Origin of the sequence: Micromonospora sp. NPDC049645 (assembly GCF_040675155.1) — a bacterium.
Classification (GTDB): Bacteria; Actinomycetota; Actinomycetes; order Mycobacteriales; family Micromonosporaceae; genus Micromonospora.
The window spans coordinates 439,190-458,669 of the sequence record NZ_JBFAOI010000002.1; the positions used below are offsets into that span (position 1 = coordinate 439,190).

The window sequence follows — 19,480 nt, forward strand, 5'->3', positions numbered from 1 at the left end:
TGGTGAATCCCCTTCGCCAGCTCACGATCGAGCAGCTCCGACAGCGGACGAGCCTCAAATGGCGGGAGTACCCCGACGACGTGCTGCCGCTCTGGGTGGCGGAGATGGACGTGCCGCTGGCCGAGCCGATCGTCCGGGCGATCACCGAGGCCGTCGCGCGTGGCGACACCGGCTACTCCGCCGGCACGGCGTATCCGCAGGCATTGGCGGAGTTCGCCCGGCGGCGGTGGGGTTGGGACGGGCTGGCCGTGGAACGCACGGCGCTGGTGCCCGACGTGATGCACGGGGTCGTCGAGGCGCTGCGACTGGTCACCGAACGGGGCGACGCGGTGGTGGTGAGTTGCCCGGTCTACCCGCCGTTCTACGAGTTCGTGGCGCACGCCGGCCGCCGGATCGTGGAGGCGCCGCTCGGCGAGGATCTGCGGATCGACCTGGGCGCGCTGGAGGATGCGTTCCGCCAGGCGCGGGCCGGCGGACGGCCGGCGGCGTACCTGCTGTGCAGCCCACACAACCCGACCGGTGTCGTGCACACGGCGGCCGAGTTGACCACCGTCGCCGCTCTGGCCGAGCGGCACGGGGTGCGGGTGATCGCCGACGAGATCCACGCCCCGGTGATGGCCGGCGGCGCGCGCTTCGTGCCGTACCTCTCGGTGCCCGGCGCGGAGAACGGCCTGTCACTGATGTCCGCCTCGAAGGGGTGGAATCTGGCTGGCCTGCGCGGTGGGCTCCTGGTCGCCGGCCCGGCGGCGGCCGGGGACCTCGCTCGCGTCCCGTTCGAGGTCAGCGTCAGCACCAGCCACCTCGGCGTGATCGCGCACACCGCGGCCTTCCGCGACGGCGGCGAGTGGCTCGACGCCCTGTCGACCGGCCTGGACGACAACCGTCGGCTCCTCGCCGCACTGCTCGCCGAGCACCTGCCAGCCGTCCGCTACCAACCCGGCCAGGCCACCTATCTCGCCTGGCTCGACTGCCGCGCCCTGGGCCTCCGCGCCGACCCCGCCACCGTGTTCCTCGACCGTGGCCGGGTCGCGCTCAACTCGGGTCCGACGTTCGGCACCGGCGGTGCGGGCCACGTCCGGCTCAATCTGGCCACCGCGCCTGAGTTGATCACCGAGGCGGTCCGCCGGATGGCCACCGCGGTCGGCTGAGCGGCCGCCGCGCCGCCCGGCACCGCTGCGATCCTTTCCCGCCCCGGAGCCAGCCCGGGGCGACTGCAAGGACGGACCTCTACCGACAGGCGACCGGGGGATGCTATCCGTGCCGTCGATCGCTGGGCCGCCGGCCTCGCACCGCCCGGTCCCGTCGATTCACCCGTTCTGGTCAGCTCTGCGCTGACGGGCGGACGGCGGACAGGATGTAGCCGATGACCTGCTCATCGTCGTAGAGGCTGGAGTGCGCGAGCCCGCTGCGGGTGACGGAGGTGCGCGGCTCGAGCTGGACCAGCGTCGCCGTGCCCGGCGGGGCGGCCTCGGCCGAGCAGGACGCGACCAGACCGGCGAACGGGCCATCAATGCCGAACACCACCGCCGACCCGGCCATCGCCGCCACCACCGCCACCATCGCCAGGCCGGGCGCGGTGAAGCCGTAGAGCAGCAGGTTGATGGCGAAACGTCCACCGTGGCCGGTGACGGCGGACACCACGACCGCGAGCTGCGGTAGCCCGATGAGGAGCGTCCAGAACCACAGACTGGTCAGCAGCCGGGTCGCCGCCGCGCTCAGCCAACCGACGAACTGACCGGCCGCGAGCAGCCCCGAAGCCTCGTCCCCGGCGGCCCGGATGACAACGACCTCGTCAGGTCGGGCAGTGGGTGCGTGGATGGCGCCGATGAGTCGGCTCCGCCAGCCCGGCCGCAGGGATCGCCGATGCAGGAACGCGCCGACGGCGCACAGGGCCAGGATGGCCGCGAACACGCCACCACCGACGACCAGCGCCACGTCGGCGGCCGAACGCGGGCCGGCCACGGCGGTCACCGAAGCCGACCCGACCAGCAACGCGCTGAACAGCACGATGATGAACAGCGGCCAACCGGTGATGCGCCGAGAACGCGCGTGCAGGAACGGCGTCGCGAGAGCCACCGTGGTAACCCGCGATGCCCCGCCCCGCGCGGCCCGCAAGCGGTCGGCGGCGTGTAGCGCGACGTTCCCGCCGTGGCTGTGCGCGATCACCCAGTGCCGGGCGCGAGGATGGTCGGCGAGTTGCCTCCGCAGGTGCTCGACGAGACCCTGCGCCGCATCCGATCGGGCCCGATGAGAGTTTCGACCGGACCACGCGAACTGGGTCACCTGGCAGCCGGCCCGCCGCAGCGACGTGCTCAGCGCGCTGTCCGATCGCGTCCACGGGGCATCGCGCGCGAACGTGCCGTGGACCAGCGTGATCACGCAGGCGCGGTCGCCGGTCATCGGTCGGGTCGAGCGCTTACCCATCGACGTACCGTACTGGCCGTGCCGGCCGCCGCGTGGTCCAGGACTCGTTGGCATCAGCGGAATACCCCTCTATGGTGGGAGCATGCTGCCGGTGCCCTTCCGCTCGCCCGCCGCCGAGGTGGGGACGGTCGGTGCTGTCCGCGTGCCGATGGCGACACGTCTGGTGGCTGACCTGCGGGTGCCCGTTGTCCGCGCACTGCACGTCGCGCCCACGCGCACCGTGTCGGACCCGACGCGACCCGGCCGAGGCCCACCCGCGGAATCGTTGCATCTCAGAACGACCGCCAGGGCGAAGCTATCCAAGCTTCGGCCCTTTTTCTTTTTGCCGATACTCCCCTCCGAAAGGCGAACCATGAGCGTCGATCATCGTCCTTCTCTCGACCAGACCTGGCTGGCTGACATGCGAGCGTCCCTGGCGGACGACTTCGCCACCCAGACGGCCCGGCTACGGGAACTGACCGAACTCAACGCGGACACCGGCGACCCCGGCGAGGCCCACACCCAGGCCGCGCTGCTGGTGGCCGCCCGACAGAACATCGAGCAGATCACCGGCGCGCTGAGCCGGATCGGCGACGGCAGCTACGGCGCCTGCCAGAGGTGCCGCCAGAGCATCCCGGCCGAGCGGCTCGAAGTCCTCCCACACGCGCGCTTCTGCGTGCCGTGCCAGGAGAAGCAGAGCAGGTGACGCCAGATGTGGCTGCCGCGCGGTGCGCGGCAGCCACATCGGCACGTGCGGGAGCGCCCAGCCGGTCACTCGGTGCAGGCGCCGATTCCCGCCAACTCAGCGCAGGGCCGCCGCGGTGACCACCGGGGCCGGACGCCGCAGGTACCACTCGGCGACGGCGAGGTTGATCAGCCAGCCGGCGACCACCAGCGCCGCTCGGAGGTTCCCATCCGGCTGTTCACCGGTCGCGAGGAGGTACGGCGCGTGCGTGAACGCCTGGGTGCCCGCGCCGAGACCGATCGCGTAGCCGCGCGTCATCCACCGGCGGTGCCGGGCGAAGTCCCGGCGCAGCACGGCGGCGAGACCGAGCAGGATCGCGCCGGCCATGGCCGAGCCGAAGACGAGCCGCATGCCGGCGAGCACGTCGTTGTCATGGGCCGGCAGGTCGTACGCGAAGGCCATCCACAGGCCGGAGAGCGCGACCGTCAGCCCGCAGGGGACCAGTATTCGGCCGGCTCGGCGGTGCCAGCTGTGGCGGCGCAGGCGCGGGACGAACTGGAACGCGCCGAGGATCGTGTAGACCACCGCACCGACGATGTGCAGCACCACGGGCAGCGGATCGGCGACGAAGCGGGCGTTCGCCGGAGTGACCTCCGGTCCGGTGCCCAACTCGGTGAGCCGTCCCGCGCCGGCGAGCATCGGTATGAGGCCCAGCAGGATCAACGCGGCCGGTAGCCGCCACTCGCGCATCGTCATGCCGTCGATGGTGGACGCCGCACCCGGCCCGGCTCATCGGCAGATGGGCCGCGATCGGGCCGGCCCATGGTCGTACGCGGTCGTCGTACTTAGGGCCGGCTGCGGTTGGTCTCGTACGCCCACATCGCCACCTCGACCCGGTTACGCACACCCAACTTCGTCATGAGGCTGGTGAGGTGCGACTTGACCGTGCTCAACGTGATGTAGAGCTCGTCGGCGATCTCCTTGTTGGTGCGCCCCCGCGCGACGGCGACCAGCACCTGCTCCTCCCGGTCGGTGAGCGCCTCGATGGGCTGTCGGCGCGGCGCGGCGGGACCCGCGTCGGCGAAGACCTTCAGCAGCCTGGTGGTGACGCTTGGCGCGATCAGCGCGTCACCGTTGGCGGCGGCGTGCACGGCCTGGCGCAGCAGGTCCGGTCCGGCCTCCTTGAGCAGGAAGCCGCGGGCGCCGGCGCGCAGTGCCGCGTACACGTACTCGTCGAGGTCGAAGGTCGTGATGACGACCACCGCGAGCGGCTCCGCAACCGACGGCCCGGCGAGCGCCCGGGTGGCCTCGATGCCGTCCATCACCGGCATGCGAATGTCGAAGAGACACACGTCGGGCCGGAGCCTCCGGGCCAGCTCGACCGCCTGCCGGCCGTCGCCAGCCCCACCGACGACCTCGATGCCGGGCTGCGTGTTCAGGATGATGGTGAGGCCGGTACGGACGATCTCCTGGTCGTCCGCCACCAGTACGCGAACCGTCACGCGCCGACCCCCTCGCGCGGGAGCACGGCGGTGACGGTCCACCCACGGTCGGGATTGGGACCGGCCTCGCAGGTGCCGCCGAGCAGGTCCGCGCGCTCCATCATGCCCACCAACCCGAAACCGGAGGCGCCGGACGGTCGGGCGGAACCGGACTCGCCGTCGTCGCTGACCCGCAGGCGCACGGACGTGTCGTCGGCCGCGACACTGACCTCGATGCGGGTGGCGTGACGTGCGTGGCGGCGGGCGTTGGTGACCGACTCCTGCGCCAGGCGGTAGAGCGCGGAGCCGACCGTGGGCGGCAGGTCGCCGAGGTCACCGTGTAGGTCCACATCGACGGTCGGCCCGGTGCGGAAGTGACCGGCGAGCCGTTCGATGTCGGCGACCTGCGGGTTGGGCCCCAGGTCGGCGGGCTGGTCGCGGCGCAGGACGCGGACCATCGCGCGCATCTCGGCGAGCGCGCGGGATGCCTCCGCCTCGATGGTGCGCAGCGCCTCGACCGCGGCGTCCGGCTGACTCGCCGAGGCGGCGATGCCGGCCTGGGCGCGGATCGCCATCGCCGACACGTGGTGGGCCACCGTGTCGTGCAGGTCGCGGGCGAGCCGTTCACGCTCCAACAGCTTCACCTGGTCCAGCTCACGCAGCCGGGCGGCGGCCCGGAAGCGGATCGCGACACCCAGGGTGGCGGCGGCGAACATCACCGCGAAGCCGGCTACCAGTTCGCCGCCGTCGACCGAACCGACCAGGCCGGCGGTGGTCACCTTGGCCACCACGAACAACGAACCGAGCGCGGCGTCCCGGCCGGAACCCCAGCGGAACAGCGCGTAGACCAGGAGGACCAGGAAACTCGCGGTGAACAGCTGGCAGGCGTCCCCGGGCAGCACGAGCGGACCGACCGTCGCGCAGCCGAACGCGATCACCACCATCGCGAGCGGTGCCGTACGCCGCCACAGGAGCGTGGGCAGCAGCGCGAGCGCGACGACGACACAGCCCACCCGCCACGGCAGATCGGGCCGCAACGCCCCCTCCAGCAGGATCGCCGGGGCGAGGACGGCGATCACCGCCCAGTCGCGCCACACCCGGACGGGGACGGGGGAGACCCGCGGCTCGGCCAACACCGCGTGCAGGCGAGGGTGCATAGGACTCATCGTACGAACGGTGGTGCGACTCCAGATCGTCCCAAAGTACGACTCGGGTGGCCGGGTTGCCGGTCGATCACGTCGGGTGGAGCCGGGCGCGGACGGCGGCGGCGTCCGGGTGCTTCAGGGCCGTGAAGATGTCCAGTGCCCGCTGCCAGTCGACCCGGGCGGAGGTGGGGTCGCCGAGGGCGTCGCGGGTGTCGCCGAGTCGGCTGAGGGTGTCCGCCTCGCCCCAGAGGTCGCCGAGGTCGCGGGTCAGCTCAAGCGTGCGCTCGTAGCACTCCACGGCCCGGTCGTACTGGCCGAGGTGGTGGTGTGCGAAGCCGAGGCTGTCCCAGGTGGCGGCCTCGCCGGCACGGTCGCCGAGCTGTTGGAGAAGGTCGAGCGCCTGCTCGCAGTACGCCAACGCCGCCAGGTGCTCGCCGAGTTGGGCATGGCACCAGCCGACCGCGTTGAGCGCGTCGGCCTGGGCCCTGCGGTGACCGGCGGCCCGGGCCAGCACGAGGGTTCGTCTCGAGTGCTCCAGGGCCTTACCCGGCTCTCCCCGCCGGTCCCACAGCGAGGCGAGGTTCTGGTGCGTACGCGCCTCACCCTCGGTGTCCGCGCTGCGGACGTACAGGTCGAGGGCGCGTTCGAGGTGGCCCTGCGCGTCGGCGTACCGGCTGACGACGGTGTGCGCTCCGGCGAGGAAGCGGTGGGCGACCGCCTGCGCCACCGGGTCGCCGAGCCGCTCGGCGGCGTGCAGGGCCGCTCGGCAGGTCTCCACGCGGTCGTGCCAGTGCCCCTGCCGGTCCAGGAACGTGTCGAGGGCCCGCCCCAGCCGCCACACGTGTGCGTCGAAGCCGGCGTCGGCGGCGTGCCGGACGGCGGCGAGCAGGACCGGGTGCTCGGCGGTCAGCCAGGCCATCGCCTCCGCGTGGGTGGTGGGCCGCTCCGGCGTCACGCCGGCCGCGGGTGGGGTCATCAGGTGGTCCGCCGGGTCGCTGTGTGGGCGCAGCAGCGCGTCGGCGGCGTGGGTGGTGTGCGTGTAGTGGTCGAGGAGCCGGGTGGTGGCGGCCCGTCGATCCGGCTCCGGATCGGTGTCCACGCTGAGTTCGGCGGCGTACGCCCGCAACAGGTCGTGGGCGGTGAACCGGCCGGGCCGGTACTCGGTGAGCAGGTTCGCGCGGGTCAGCTCGGTCAGCGACCGGCGGGTCGCGTCCGCTGCGAGACCCGCCAGGCTGGCCGCTGCGGGCACCGTGATGTCCGGGCCGGGGTGCAGGCCCAGCAGCCGGAACAGCCCGGCCGCCGGCGCGGTGAGCGCCGTGTACGACCAGGAGAACACCGCGCGCACCTCGCCGACCGCGTCACCTGCGTCCAGTACGCCGAACCGCTGGCCGGCTGTCCCCAGCTCGGTGGCGAGGGCGGCCAGCGGGAAGCCGGACTGCTGGGCTCTGGCGGCGGCGATGCTCAGGGCCAGCGGTAGCCGGGCGCACGCGGCGATGATCGCCTCGGCGGCGTCCGGCTCGGCGGTCACCCGCTCGACGCCGAGCCGGTTGGTGAGCAGGTGACCGGCCGCGTCGCGGGTGAGCAGGCCGATGGGAAGCGGATGCGCGCTGTCGAGGCCGACCAGGGAGGTGAGTTGGTTGCGGCTGGTCACCAGGACCATGGTGGTGGGCGTGCCGGGCAACAGCGGGCGGACCTGTTCGGCGTCACGGGCGTTGTCCAGCACGATGAGGATCCGCTTGCCGGCGAGCGCGCTGCGGTACAGGGCGGCCTGGGCGTCGAGGTCGGCGGGCACCCTGACGGCCGGCACGCCGAGCGCGTCCAGGAAGCCGCGCAGTGCCGTGGCGGCGCTCAGCGCCTGCCCACCCGGGTCGAAGCCGCGCAGGTTCACGTAGAGCTGACCGTCGTCGAACCGGTCGGCGACGCGGTGGGCCCAGTGCACGGCGAGCGCGGTCTTGCCCACCCCGGCGGTGCCCGAGATCGCGGCGACCACCACGGCGCTGGGCGCGGCGACGAGTTTGTCGAGACGGGCCAACTCGTCGTCCCGCCCGGCGAGGTTGGCCACGTCGGCGGGCAGTTGCCGGGGCACCATCCGGTCCGGGGCGCGCGCCGTGCGACGGCGGTTCTCCTCGATCCGGTCCCGGGCGGTCGCCAGCGCACCCTGCTCGACCGGCGTGGCACCGAGCAACCGGGCCAGGACGTCCAGCCGGTCGGTGGGCGGCAGCGTCTTGCCGGTGAGGTATTCCGCGATCGCCGTGTGCGACCAGCCGGTGCGGGCGGCCAGCTCCCGGTACGTCAGCTCACCGTCGCCCCGTTGGCGTGCGTGCCTGCGTCGCAACGCCCGCAACAGTCGAGCCAGGTCGTCGGTCGTCTGCGCTCCGGCGGTGTCCAGTGCCCTGCCCCCCACCGTCGGCAATAGACGTTCGTCAGTGTACGGCGGTGTACGGAATCCCGGCCAGAGATCCGACCGGTCGGCGATCCTGCTCGGGTGCAGAGCGCACTGATCGATTCCCGATGGAGGTCATGTGTCCGTACATCTCAAGCCTCTGGTCCTGGCCCTGACCGTGCTCGCGGCGACGCTCACCGTCCCGGCGGCGGCCGCGTCGGCGGCGCCCGACGCGGCCATCTGCACGACGAAGGCGTCCTGCGCCGACGGCGTCCTGCGCGCGACGTCGTCGCGCAGCTCGGCCCGCACCACCGGTGACATCACGACCAACGCGATCCCGGTGCCCACGCCGCCCGCGTTCCCGCCGGGCACCCCCTGCTATCGCGAGGAGGTCTCCGAACAGGTCTACGAGACCGCTACCTACACCACCATCTACGAGATGTACTTCCAGGCGAGCGTCTGTCTGTTCGCCAACGAGATCGTGCTGTACGGCCTGGACACGTCCCTCTCCTTCCCCAACGACGTGCAGGACCCCCGACTGACCTCGATGCAGTTCGTGGTGCGCGACGAGATCGTCCACCTCAGCCCGACCGAGAAGGACGGGTACTCCGAGCTGTGGCTGACCTTCTGCACCGACCCCGCGCAGCCGAGCACCTGCCAGCGGTACCTGCACCGGCTGGGCCTCATCTTCAACCCCGCCTGGGTCTACCCGTTCTCCGTGTTCCAGCGGCTGAGCTGACGGTGCGCGTGGCGTCGCTCCTCCCGTGACTGATCAGGGCGTCTCCCCGATGGCTCGTGGGCGCCCTGATCACCCATGGCGGCATCGGTTGCCAGCGGATCTCCACGGCGTTACGTTGAGGTCCCATAGACGACTGTCTACTTCGCAGGGTTACGGGGGCCGCATGTCCACGTCTGTCACTCGTCGCACCGTGCTGGCCGGTGGGGCTGGCGCCGCGATCGGCCTGGCCCTGCCCGGCCCGGCCGCCCACGCCGGAGGTCACCATCCGACCAGCGTGAGTTTCACCCTCGACGCCAGAACGCTCGACGGCGGCGAGCAGGTCACCTCGGTCACCCTCGACACCGGTCGGCTCGGGCCGATCGACCCCGCCGGGCTCACCCCCGGCGCCTTCACCGTGCATGCCAAGGCCACCAGCCCGATCCCGATCGCGCCCGGCGACCTGATCTTCAGCGAGTACGACCTGGACCGCACGGTGACCGCGGCCCGGCTCGACCGGCACGGGAACATCGTGCTGGAGCTGGACCACGCCGAAGGCCAACTCGGTGGTGGCACCCTCGGCTACATCCTGAGCAGGGGCCGCAACGTCCGGCTGGACCTCGTCTACACCATCACCCAGAACACCCCGCTCGCCCGACGCCACGGCTCGCCGCTCACCATCACGCGCTTCGTGCAGGGGCGGCTGTCGAACCCCGAGGTGGACGCCTTCAGCCACCACGTCTCGGGCTCCGGGCTGAAGTACCGGCTGTACTCTCCCGACCACTCACCCCGGCACGGGCGGCGACCGTTGGTCGTCTGGCTGCACGGCGGCGGCGAGGGCGCCTCCCTGCCCGACGACTACTACGACAACGAGACCACACTGCGCGCCAACCGGGGCGCGCTCGGTTTCGCCACCCCGCAGGCTCAACGGATCTTCTCCGGCGCGTACGTTGTCGCCCCGCAGAGCACGTCCTACTGGATGGAGGACGGTCCCCGGTTCGTCCCGCTGATCCGCGAGATCGTCCAGGACCTGGTACGCCGCAAGCGTGTCGACCCCGATCGCATCTATGTGGTCGGTTGCAGCAACGGCGGCTACATGTCCCTGGAGATGACCGTCGCCTATCCCGACCTGTTCGCCGCGTCGGTGCCGATCTGCGGCGTCGTCGAACCGCTCGGCGGGGAGGGCCCGCCGCTGATCACCGACGCGGAGCTGGCGGGCATCCACACCCCGACCTGGCTGGTCACCTCGCGCGACGACGACACCGTGCCACCCGCGGCCAACACGATCCACGCCCACGACCTCATCCCCGGATCGCTGATCACCCTGTACGACCATGTCGTCTGGAACGGCTACCAGTTCCCCGGCCACTGGTCCTGGATCTACGTGGCCCGCAACGACCCGAGCGTCAACGGCACCCACATCTGGCAGTGGATGGCCCGCCGCCGTCGTCGGTGACCGGCGGCGGTCTCGGGGGCATCGAGGCGGGAGCGGGGCTCCGGGCCGGCCGTGAAGGGCCGACCCGGAGCGTCGTCGTGGACGGTCAGCTGACCTGGACCAGGCGCCAGTTGTTCCTGGTGCTGCCGTTGTCGGCGTACTGGACGGCCTGGGCGCCCCAGGTGCTGGAGCCGTTGAGGATGGCCAGCACCTTGCCGCTGTTGACGTTACGGATCCGGTAGGAGCCGTCGCTGTTGGCCACCAGTGTCCAGCGGTGGTCGGCGGTGCCGTTGTCGCTCCACTGCAGGACGCGGGCGTTGTCGGCGGTCGACATGTTCTCGACGCCGAGGACCTTGCCACTGTTGACGTTGCGGAACCGGAACCCGTCGCCGTCGGTGACCCTGACCCAGTTGTGGTCGGCGGTGCCGCTGTCACCCCACACCACAGCCAGACCGCCATCGGCGGTGGACATGTTCTGTACGCCGAGAACCAGGCCGGTGTCGACGTTGGTCAACTTGTACGTGTTTCCGGGGTTGGTGCCGCTCACGCTGGTCACGAAGGTCATCACGCTTCGGGCGGGCAGCGTGACGGTGAGCGAACCGTTCGACATGCTCAGCGCGCCCTGCGGCGCGACGGTCCTGCTCGCGTCGGTCAGCCAGTTGGCGACACTGCCGGACGCGGTGGCGTTCGACAGGGTGAACTGCTGGCTCACCGACGAGGTGTTCTTGTTGACGGCGACGATCACCACGGTGTCGCCGCCCCGGTACGCCGAGACGTAGACGTTCGACGCCGGGTTCGCCGTGGCGTCGATCCGCACGTATCCGGGGCGGACGAACCTGGCGAAGTGCGCCATCATGGCGCCGCGCTTGCTGATCTGGCCGTCCTCCCGCATGGGGCCGTAGCTGCGCCGCAGGTACCACCAGACGTATGCCTGGAACTCGGCGTCGACCATGGCGCGGTGGATGTGTTCGCCCACGTCGAGCGCCTCGGGCCAGGCGTCGCCCGAATTCGTGTTGCTGTTCGGGTAGTAGACCTCGGTCATCCAGAGTTCCTTGCCCGCGCCCTTTTGCTTGAACAGGGGATAGGGGAAGTTCGCGTACGAGGTGCCGTAGAGGTGGGCACCGATGATGTCCACGTTGGCGAGCGCCGTGGAGTCGTTGAGGATCGGGTCCGACACGGACTTCACGTACTGGAAGGACTCCGGCGCGATGACCCTGGTGCTGATCGCGCCGGCGTTCTCCCGCAGGAACCGGAGCATCTCCGCAGACGTCCACCACGTCCATTCCGCCGCGTAGTCCGGTTCGTTCTGCACCGAGATGCCGTACAGGTTCACCCCGTTGGCGCGCAGGTACGCGGTGAAGTCGTTCAGGTGTGTGGCGTAGGCCGCGTAGGAGCTGTACCTCAGACGCCTGGCATTGGTCTGGCTGCCGCGGGTGAAGGTCTCGACCATGCTGGCCGGGGGATTCCACGGCGACGCGAAGACGGTGGCGCCGAGCGCGACCGCGCGCTGCGCCGTCGCCAGATCCCGGCTCCAGTCCGCCTGGTTCTCGTTGACGGGGATCCGCAGCAGGGAGAACCCCAGCCGGCCCTCGCCGGTGCCGAAGGCGGTGTCCCGCTGGGCTGCGGTCAGGTCGCCGATCCAGGCGGCATGGGCCATGGCGCCGAAGCCCCGGATGGTCTGCCGCGGTGCGGACGGGTTGATGTTCGCCGGTGCGGCCGCGGCCGCCGTGGCTCCCGCGAGGGTCGCGGTCGCCGCGACCGGCACGGCCCCGATGGTGGTCAGGACGGTTCGTCGGCTCAGCAGTCTTCGTTCGCCGCGCACCGGCTCCTGGTGATCGTGCGTCATGTCTCGTCTCCTTGCAGGTGGTGGTGGTTCGCGCCTTCTCGGTCCCGTCGGCCCGGTCGGCACCGGTCTGCTGCGCTGGCACGTGATTGGCCGTATAGCTGACGATCGCTTCGGGCTCCGATCGACCGTCGTGACTGTTAACGCTAACAGACAAGGGGCGCGCCACGTCTGCCGCATCGACTGACGTGGATCAGTTCTTGCGGCGTAGTTCCCGGAACACGCCGTGTCGGCGCAGGGCCCACGCGAGACGCCGGACGCCCGGATGCCAGACGAGCAGCACGGCTGCCCGGCGGATCAGCCCGAACCGGTTGTCGCTCATCTGGTTCTCGATCGCCTGCCAGATCAGCTCCCGTACCGTGGCGTTGGCCAGCACCGCCCGCAGCTCGCGGCGCACCGCAGGATCCTCGGCCGCCGAGGCGATGGCGGCAGCCTGCCCCGGCCGATCGGCAAGCGGCTCCACCGCCGCCGCGACGAGCGGCTTGCGTACCTCGTCCTGCTCCAGCAGCAGCAACACCGCTTCCCGGATCTCGACCGTGTCCAGTGCGGACCGCAGCAGGTTGAGCAGGCTGCGCTCCACCTCGTGATCGTGGTCCGGGAGGGACAACGTGGCCAGCAGCCCGGCGACCTCCTCGAGATCGACGAGGTGCCGTACGCCCGCGCGGAACTCCGGCAGCCCCCACGCGACCTGCAGCGCCTTGACGAGATTGCGATTCATGGGCCAACCGCTACCCGCAAGCGCCGGCCGGCGAAACCCGGGGGCCCGGGGCATCACCCTGACCCCCGGGGTGACCTTCGCGGGCACATCGACCCGCTGGGCGCTACTCCAGGTGGAAGGTGGCCGAGGCGCGGTCGGCGCTCGAACTGACCGCCTCCACGTAGAGCAGTCCGTCACGGTGACGGACGTATCGGCCCGGGAAGTTCTGCGACTCCAGGGAGACTCCGGCGCTGTCGGCCAGGCCGGACTGACGACGGAAGCTCGCATCGGCGCCGAACAGCGCCGAGCCGTCGCTCTTCTCCACGTACAGGGCGAAGCCCCGGTGGCGCAGGTAGTACCCGGGAAAGTTGGTCGACTCCAGCGACACCGATCCGCCGCCGGCGAGGCCGGTGACGATGCGGAACTGGGAGTCGGCCAGGTTGGTCACGTTCGGCTCCATTCGGGCCCGGTAGTCGTAGTGCCGGATGTAGCTGCTGGCCTGATCATGTGACCGCAGCCGGACCGGTGTGACCCCGTCGGGCACCGGGATGCCGAAGTTCGGGGTGCCGTCGGCGTTCCAGTACACCTTCTGCAGCCGGGTGCGTCGGTTCGGGTCGTTGAGCGGGTCGCCGCTGATGTCGCGGTAGTTCCGGTCGTGGTAGACGAGGATGTCGCTCTGCCCGTCCTCCGAGACAGTGAACGAGTTGTGGCCCGGCCCGTACTGACCGGTGGCCGCGTTGCTGGCGAACACCGGGCTGGGGCTCTTGCTCCAGGAGGCGGCGTCGAGCAGGTTCGCGCTGGCCGAGGCGCTCAGCATCCCGAGGCAGTAGTTGGCGTCGGTGGCGCTGGCCGAGTAGGTCAGGAAGATCCGGCCGTTGCGTTGGACCACCGCCGGTCCCTCGGCGACCCGGTAGCCGCGGGTCTCCCAGTCGTACGTCGGCACGACGAGCCGGGTCACCGTGCCGGTGATCTGCCACGGGTTGGCGCCCATCCGGGCGAGGTACACGTTCGAGTTGTTGGAGATTCCCGGCTCCTGCTGCGCCCAGGTCAGATAGCGCACCCCGTTCGCGACGAAGGTCGAGGCGTCCAGACTGAAGGTGTCCCAGGGTGTGGTGATCCGGCCGCGTTCGGTCCACGAACCGGTCAGCGGACTGGCGCTGGCGTTCTCCAGCACGTACATCCGGATCCGCCACACGTCGTCGGTCCGGCCGGCGGCGAAGTAGACGTACCACCGGTTGTTGATGAAGTGGATCTCCGGCGCCCAGATGTGGGCGCCCATCTCTCCGCTCGTGTGACGGTTCCAGATGGTCGTCTCGGCCGCCGTCGCCAACCCCTGGAGGGTGGTCGCCCGTCGCAGCACGATCCGGTCGTACTGCGGCACGGTCGCGGTCAGGTAGTAGTAGCCGTCGGTGTGCCGGAAGATGTGCGGGTCGGCCCGCTGGTTCACCAACGGGTTGGTGTAGTTGACGGCCGGTGCCGCGTGCGCCGGCCCGGCCACCGGTAGGGCGGCGGCCACGGCGATCAGCACCACCACGGCGGCCAGCACCGACCGCAGATGTCGGGGGCCACCGTGGCCGGCGGGCCCCCGGTGGGCGGCTCGGCCGGTGACCGGGTCGGTGCGACGCGGTGGCAGCGACATCTGTCCTCCACATGGTTGGAAACGGCCATTGACCAACACGGGCAACACCGTCGCGACGCCGCAGCCGATCCGGTCGGCGCTGCTCGGTGGCGTCGGGCTGGGCCGGGAATGAGCGCCAGGGGCTGGCAAATGTGACGGTGGTGTCGCGTCCAGGTGGCGGAGTTCATGTTGGCGTTAACATTGATGCCTGTCAAGGTGCGAACAGCGGCGCCGGGCCTCCTGCGCGAGCTGGGCGGGGCGCTCCGCGTACCGGGAGGTAGTGTCCTCGGCGTGCTGCGGCGGTGGATTCTGGCGACCCTGATGGCAGCGTGTGGAGTGCTGGTGGCGGTGGCCCAACTGGCCGCCGGCCTGCCCGCCGTCGGCGGCGTCGAGTTGTTGGTCTTCCTGCTGCTGGCGCTGCTGCTGTCGCCGTGGGCCTTTCCCCGCTCGGTGGGTGCCGCGGAAGCGCGGCGAGCCAGCGCGGCGGACGGCCGGCCGATCGTGTATTGGCGGCCCGGCTGTCGCTACTGCCTCCAACTCCGGTTCTCTCTCGGCCGGCTCGCCCGGCGGGCGCACTGGGTGGACATCTGGAAGGATCCGGCAGCCGCTGCCGCCGTGCGGGGGATAGCCGGCGGCAACGAGACCGTGCCGACCGTCGTGCTCGGAGATCAGGCCGTCGTGAACCCCGACCGGGCCTGGTTCCGCGAGCAGCTGCGCTCGCTCTGACCACACCCGTCGCGGTGGCGTTTTCGCCATCCTTCCCTGGGGATACCGACGTCCGACTTTGTCGCGCTGTACGGCTGACGACAGGAGGACCGTGATGGCGCTGGCCAACCCGGCACCCGACTACTTCGCGCCCGAGGACGGCATGTTCCTCGCAACCCTGCTGATCGTTCGCGATCTGGCGCGGTCCCGGGAGTACTACGAGCGGGTGTTCGGGGCGACCTGCGTCCACGAGAGCAGCCCACTGATCATGAAATTCTTCAACAGCTACATCATCATCAACGTCGAGGGCGGTCCGACGGACGACAAGCCGACCGTGCAGGCCAAGGCGCCGACCGACTCCAACACCCTGAGCTGCGCGATGAACCTCCGGGTCCGTGACGTTCGGAAACTCCACGAGGAGTGGAAGTCCCGAGGCGCGGACTTTCTCACCGAGCCGAAGGACCACGGCACGGAGATCCGCTGCTACCTGCGCGACCCCGACGGATACCTGGTCGAGGTGGGCCAGGGGCTCTGATCAGACCGCCCAGACCGGCGGGGCACCGATCCTGCCGTGCTCGAAATCGGTGGGGCTCATGAACGCTCCGATCGTGAGAGGCCGGGCCTGGCGGCGGCGGCCGAGGTGGCGAGGGCGTAGCCGGCGGTGGTGACGGCCATCGACACTCCCCAACAGAGGAACACCAGCAGCGTGGCGGTGACCGCCCATCCGTCCCACACGTCGGACCAGCGCGACCGCCCCGCGATCAGGTCGCCGACGAGTACCGCGATGCTCAGCACGCCGTAGCTGACAAGCGTGAGCGCCACCACGGCGGCCGGGATCACCGCCAGCCGTCGGGGAACCTGTCGACCGTGCAGCCCCGGCACCCAGCGGGGGAACCGTTGCCCCCAACGCTGTACCAGCCCGAGGACGAGCAGGCCGGCGAGCGGCGGGACGAGCGTGATCGCCACCCCCACCGGCGTGGAGAGATTCCTCTGGATGTCATCCAGTTCTCGCTCGGAGATGCCGATCGGAACGCCGAGCACCCACAGCCCGTGGGGCACCGCCCAGCCGACCACGGGCAGCGCAACGGCGACGTACGCCCAGCGGCGCGTCCATTGCGGCACCGGCCGATAGCCGACGGCCACCGGCCGGTGCCGGGGCCCGGATGCGTTCGCGAGCCCGGCGAACAGGACGCCACCGGCCACCAGCGCGAGCCGGGCGCCGAGGTCACGCCAGTCCGAGGGTCGTCCCGCCAACGCCGCCGGGACCTCGAAGATCAGGTGCAGCGGGAACGCGACCACCAGGAGCAGCCCGGCCGCAGCCCAACTGCCGGCGGTCGCCGAGCGTCCCGGAGACCGGACCGCGCCCGCGAGCACCGCCGCGAGGGCGACACCGACTCCGACCGCCCCCCACCCCGACCAGAAGGGCACGTGCACGACCTGGTCCGCACCGCAACCGCCCGTCGGATCGACCAGATCGGTGCGGTCGCAGGCGGTGTAGCCCCACCGGCCACCGGCGATCCAGTAGAGACGCTGAGCCACCGCGCCGACGACGAACACGACGCACGCCAGCGCCCACGCTCTGGTGCGGGTCGGCTTTTCCACGACAGTCATGGACCAACGATCACGGGTCGCCCACCGACCTTCCTCCCCGACAGCAGGGGATGCGCTCCCTCTACCGGGGGACAGGCCGGCTGTCGCCTCAAGGAATGCTCAAATTCGATCGACGCGAGCCACTCCAGGCGCGAACGCACATACGCTCACCGGACCCGGTCCGCCGGCAATCACCCGTCGTAAGCAGAAGGAGGGGGAATGCGGCGTACACCACGGCGCATCGCGCTTTTCGCCCTGTCCACCCTGGTGGGTAGCATCCTCGTGACGACCGGCCCTGCGGGCGCGGAACCCACGGGACCGTCAGCCGCCGCCAGCCGATCCCAGCCTGGGGATCAGGTACGTCTCGTTCACATCAGGCTGACCGGCGCCGACATGCTCGACAAGGTTGCCGCCGCCGGCTTCGACCTCGAACATGGCCTGCGGCGCGTACCGAACGGCATCGAGGGCGAGGCCGTGGTCACCCCCGAGCAGACCGCTGAACTCACCGCGATGGGCGTCGAGGTGCTCGGTGACGGTGCCGGCTTCGCCTGGAGCGACGAGGCGGACGGCGGCATCGGCGTCGGGACCGCCGGCGCGCGGGCGGTTCAGCCGTCGAACCACGAGGCGACGGTACGCGTCGTCCGCGCCGACTGGTTCACCACCAAGGGTCAGGGCTTCCTCTACGTCGAGGCGCGCACCACCGAGGGTCAGCAGGCGGATCCGGTCGTCGGGATGCAGGTGGAGAACGACTCCGGCAAGGGCACGCCGTTCGGCTTCGCGCGGACGATGAGCCGGTTCGTCGACTCCGGGCAGTACATGTTCCACCGGAACCTGTTCAAGCTCGACGCACGCCCCGACAAGATCCGGGTGACCAGTTCCACCGGTGGCGTCACCACCGGTGTGGTCTCCAACTGGCTGGAGGACGCCCCGCCGCCGCTGACGGCGAATCCGTCCTACAAGTCGGACTTCGTGGACGGCTACCGGCACCCGCAGCAGCTCTACAGTCGCGCCAAGGAGATCGCCCGCCAGTACCCGGACATCGCCGAGATCGTCTACCTGCCCAACCAGACGAACGGGTACCAGCGCAAGGCGCAGGCCCAGATCGGCGGGACCGGGCAGGCCGCGGTCGTGGTCAGCTCGGCGGCCTGGGGTCACGAGGGCGGCAACGACATCACGGTGGACTTCGTGGACCGGCCGGATCCGAACCTCCCGCTCGGGGTGGAGGTCGTGGGCAAGGCGGTCCGCGTACTGCTCGCCACGGATGCGTCCGGTGCGCCGGCGAGCACGGCCGTCGAGGTGGCCGAGGCGCTGCGGACCCGCTCGGCGGGCCTCATCGACCGGGCGCACCCGTACCGTGCCAACGAGGGCACCGGGATCGTCGCGCCGACGGGTGCCCCGGTCGCGCTGACCGACTTCCTCGACCAGAAGCGCGTGGGCGCGCCGGCGGGCGAGGTGCCGCGCGGCCCGGCCACGATCCCGGTCCTGCGGATCGGCAAGCACCGCGACGGTAAGAAGCCCGGCGTGCTGATCCAGGCGCAGGACCACGCCCGGGAGTGGGTGCCGGCGACGACGAGCCTGGAGTCCGCCGAACGTCTGGTGCACAACTACCGGTCCGATCGGGAGACGAAGAAGATCGTCGAGAACACCGACGTCTTCTTCATCCTGTCGAACAACCCGGACGGGGCGAACTACAGCTTCTACAACTTCGCCTCCCAGCGCCGGAACATGACCAACCACTGCCCCGACGCGAACGCCGACCCGGGTCGACGTAACTCCTGGGGCGTCGACCTCAACCGGAACTACCGGGTCGGGTCGGGGCACGACGGCTACGCGGGTGCGTCGACCAGCTGCGTCAGCGACACCTACCAGGGGCCGGAGGAGCTGTCCGAGCCCGAGTCGAAGAACATCATCTGGCTGGTCGAGAAGTACAAGAACATCAAGTTCATGATGTCGGTGCACTCCAACGGCGGCCAGCTCTTCTGGCAGCCCGGCGCCTACATCGCGGACGGCCGGATCACCACGCCGCGCCCGCCGTTGGGTGACGAGGCGTTCTACTGGCAGTCGGCGGCCCGGATCCTGTCGCAGGTCAAGGCGCACCGGCAGACCGTCGTCACGCCGGAGAACGTCGGCGGGTCGTCGGATGTCCTCTACTCCTCGGCGGGCAACGTGCGGGAGGACCTTTACCACACCTACGGGATCTACGCGTTCGGCTGGGAGGTCGGCGGCTCCGTCTACAACCCGGCCACCGGCGACTGGCAGGGCGGCTCGTTCCAACCGGAGTGGGTGGGCAACCCCGACCTCGTCAGCGGCCACGCCGAGACGATGGAGTACGCCAACGGGATCATGGAGATGTTCCGGGTCGCGGCGGACTGGGGCAGGGACAACAAGAAGCCGACGTCCCGGCTCATCCCCGGGGCGGGACGCTACTCCGAACCGGTCGACGTGCGCTTCGAGACGAGCGAGCCGGCCACCATCTACTACACGACGGACGGCAGCCGGCCCACCCTCGACTCGCCCCGCTACGCGGCGACCGAGTTCCGGGAGCCGGGGCAGGTGTTCCACGTGACCGAGACGACGACGTTCCACTGGTTCTCGGTCGACAGCGCCGGCAACATCGAGAAGAACTACGACCCGACGAAGAACGACAGGCGCGACAACTACCGTACGGCGACGATCAGGATCGCCGAGAGGTAGCGCCGACCCGGTGACGTTGCCCCGTCGGTGCGGTCATCCGCGCCGGCGGGGCATTCGTCGCTGCTGGCCCAGGTCGTGCCACACGC

General features: G+C 70.8%; 15 protein-coding genes and 1 pseudogene. 7 read left to right on the forward strand and 9 right to left on the reverse strand.

Annotation, left to right across the window (positions count from 1 at the left end):
- The first annotated feature begins 2 nt into the window (after positions 1 to 2).
- A complete protein-coding gene (locus AB0J33_RS07445; RefSeq protein WP_363610926.1) occupies positions 3 to 1,148 on the forward strand; it encodes a MalY/PatB family protein in 1,146 nt (381 codons plus the stop codon).
- Between the two features lie 172 nt (positions 1,149 to 1,320).
- Here AB0J33_RS07445 and AB0J33_RS07450 read toward each other — a convergent pair whose 3' ends face one another.
- The gene (locus tag AB0J33_RS07450; RefSeq protein WP_363610928.1) at positions 1,321 to 2,424 is read right to left on the reverse strand and encodes a hypothetical protein; all 1,104 of its coding nucleotides are present in this window, start codon (positions 2,422 to 2,424) and stop codon (positions 1,321 to 1,323) included.
- Between the two features lie 352 nt (positions 2,425 to 2,776).
- Here AB0J33_RS07450 and AB0J33_RS07455 point away from each other — a divergent pair, with 352 nt between their 5' ends.
- On the forward strand, positions 2,777 to 3,109 hold the full coding sequence (locus AB0J33_RS07455; RefSeq protein WP_363610930.1) for a TraR/DksA C4-type zinc finger protein: 333 nt from the start codon (positions 2,777 to 2,779) through the stop codon (positions 3,107 to 3,109).
- Positions 3,110 to 3,205: 96 nt separating this feature from the next.
- On the opposite strand, the gene AB0J33_RS07460 is transcribed toward AB0J33_RS07455, so the two are convergent.
- The 4 genes from AB0J33_RS07460 to AB0J33_RS07475 form a co-directional block, all read right to left on the reverse strand.
- The gene (locus tag AB0J33_RS07460) at positions 3,206 to 3,844 is read right to left on the reverse strand and encodes a DUF2306 domain-containing protein (RefSeq protein WP_363610932.1); all 639 of its coding nucleotides are present in this window, start codon (positions 3,842 to 3,844) and stop codon (positions 3,206 to 3,208) included.
- An 89-nt stretch (positions 3,845 to 3,933) separates the two neighbouring features.
- The gene (locus tag AB0J33_RS07465; RefSeq protein ID WP_363610934.1) at positions 3,934 to 4,590 is read right to left on the reverse strand and encodes a response regulator transcription factor; all 657 of its coding nucleotides are present in this window, start codon (positions 4,588 to 4,590) and stop codon (positions 3,934 to 3,936) included.
- Positions 4,587 to 5,726, reverse strand: a complete 1,140-nt coding sequence (locus AB0J33_RS07470; protein ID WP_363610936.1) for a sensor histidine kinase — start codon at positions 5,724 to 5,726, stop codon at positions 4,587 to 4,589. Before AB0J33_RS07470 ends, AB0J33_RS07465 begins: the two co-directional genes overlap by 4 nt.
- 76 nt (positions 5,727 to 5,802) lie before the next feature.
- On the reverse strand, positions 5,803 to 8,118 hold the full coding sequence (locus tag AB0J33_RS07475; RefSeq protein ID WP_363610938.1) for a tetratricopeptide repeat protein: 2,316 nt from the start codon (positions 8,116 to 8,118) through the stop codon (positions 5,803 to 5,805).
- A 118-nt stretch (positions 8,119 to 8,236) separates the two neighbouring features.
- Here AB0J33_RS07475 and AB0J33_RS07480 point away from each other — a divergent pair, with 118 nt between their 5' ends.
- A complete protein-coding gene (locus AB0J33_RS07480; RefSeq protein ID WP_363610940.1) occupies positions 8,237 to 8,836 on the forward strand; it encodes a hypothetical protein in 600 nt (199 codons plus the stop codon).
- A 163-nt stretch (positions 8,837 to 8,999) separates the two neighbouring features.
- Positions 9,000 to 10,268: a PHB depolymerase family esterase gene (locus AB0J33_RS07485; protein WP_363610942.1), complete on the forward strand. Its 1,269-nt coding sequence runs from the start codon at positions 9,000 to 9,002 to the stop codon at positions 10,266 to 10,268.
- 85 nt (positions 10,269 to 10,353) lie between these two features.
- On the opposite strand, the pseudogene AB0J33_RS07490 reads toward AB0J33_RS07485, so the two are convergent.
- From AB0J33_RS07490 to AB0J33_RS07500, 3 genes and pseudogenes are all read right to left on the reverse strand, one after another.
- Positions 10,354 to 10,791, reverse strand: a pseudogene (locus AB0J33_RS07490) (RICIN domain-containing protein); the annotation flags it as partial.
- 1,492 nt (positions 10,792 to 12,283) lie between these two features.
- Positions 12,284 to 12,808 (reverse strand): hypothetical protein, encoded by a 525-nt coding sequence (locus AB0J33_RS07495; protein WP_363610943.1) that lies wholly within the window; start codon positions 12,806 to 12,808, stop codon positions 12,284 to 12,286.
- Between the two features lie 103 nt (positions 12,809 to 12,911).
- The gene (locus AB0J33_RS07500) at positions 12,912 to 14,426 is read right to left on the reverse strand and encodes a family 43 glycosylhydrolase (protein ID WP_363610945.1); all 1,515 of its coding nucleotides are present in this window, start codon (positions 14,424 to 14,426) and stop codon (positions 12,912 to 12,914) included.
- 183 nt (positions 14,427 to 14,609) lie between these two features.
- Here AB0J33_RS07500 and AB0J33_RS07505 point away from each other — a divergent pair, with 183 nt between their 5' ends.
- Both AB0J33_RS07505 and AB0J33_RS07510 read left to right on the forward strand, forming a co-directional pair.
- Positions 14,610 to 15,131 carry a glutaredoxin domain-containing protein gene (locus AB0J33_RS07505; RefSeq protein WP_363610947.1) on the forward strand — a complete coding sequence of 174 codons (522 nt, stop codon included), beginning with the start codon at positions 14,610 to 14,612 and terminating at the stop codon, positions 15,129 to 15,131.
- A 94-nt stretch (positions 15,132 to 15,225) separates the two neighbouring features.
- Positions 15,226 to 15,645 carry a VOC family protein gene (locus AB0J33_RS07510; RefSeq protein ID WP_363610949.1) on the forward strand — a complete coding sequence of 140 codons (420 nt, stop codon included), beginning with the start codon at positions 15,226 to 15,228 and terminating at the stop codon, positions 15,643 to 15,645.
- A 56-nt stretch (positions 15,646 to 15,701) separates the two neighbouring features.
- Here AB0J33_RS07510 and AB0J33_RS07515 read toward each other — a convergent pair whose 3' ends face one another.
- Entirely contained in the window at positions 15,702 to 16,721 is a 1,020-nt protein-coding gene (locus tag AB0J33_RS07515) for a hypothetical protein (protein ID WP_363610951.1), read from the reverse strand.
- A gap of 372 nt (positions 16,722 to 17,093) precedes the next feature.
- Here AB0J33_RS07515 and AB0J33_RS07520 point away from each other — a divergent pair, with 372 nt between their 5' ends.
- A complete protein-coding gene (locus AB0J33_RS07520) occupies positions 17,094 to 19,394 on the forward strand; it encodes a M14 family metallopeptidase (RefSeq protein WP_363610953.1) in 2,301 nt (766 codons plus the stop codon).
- The last annotated feature ends 86 nt before the right edge of the window (positions 19,395 to 19,480 follow it).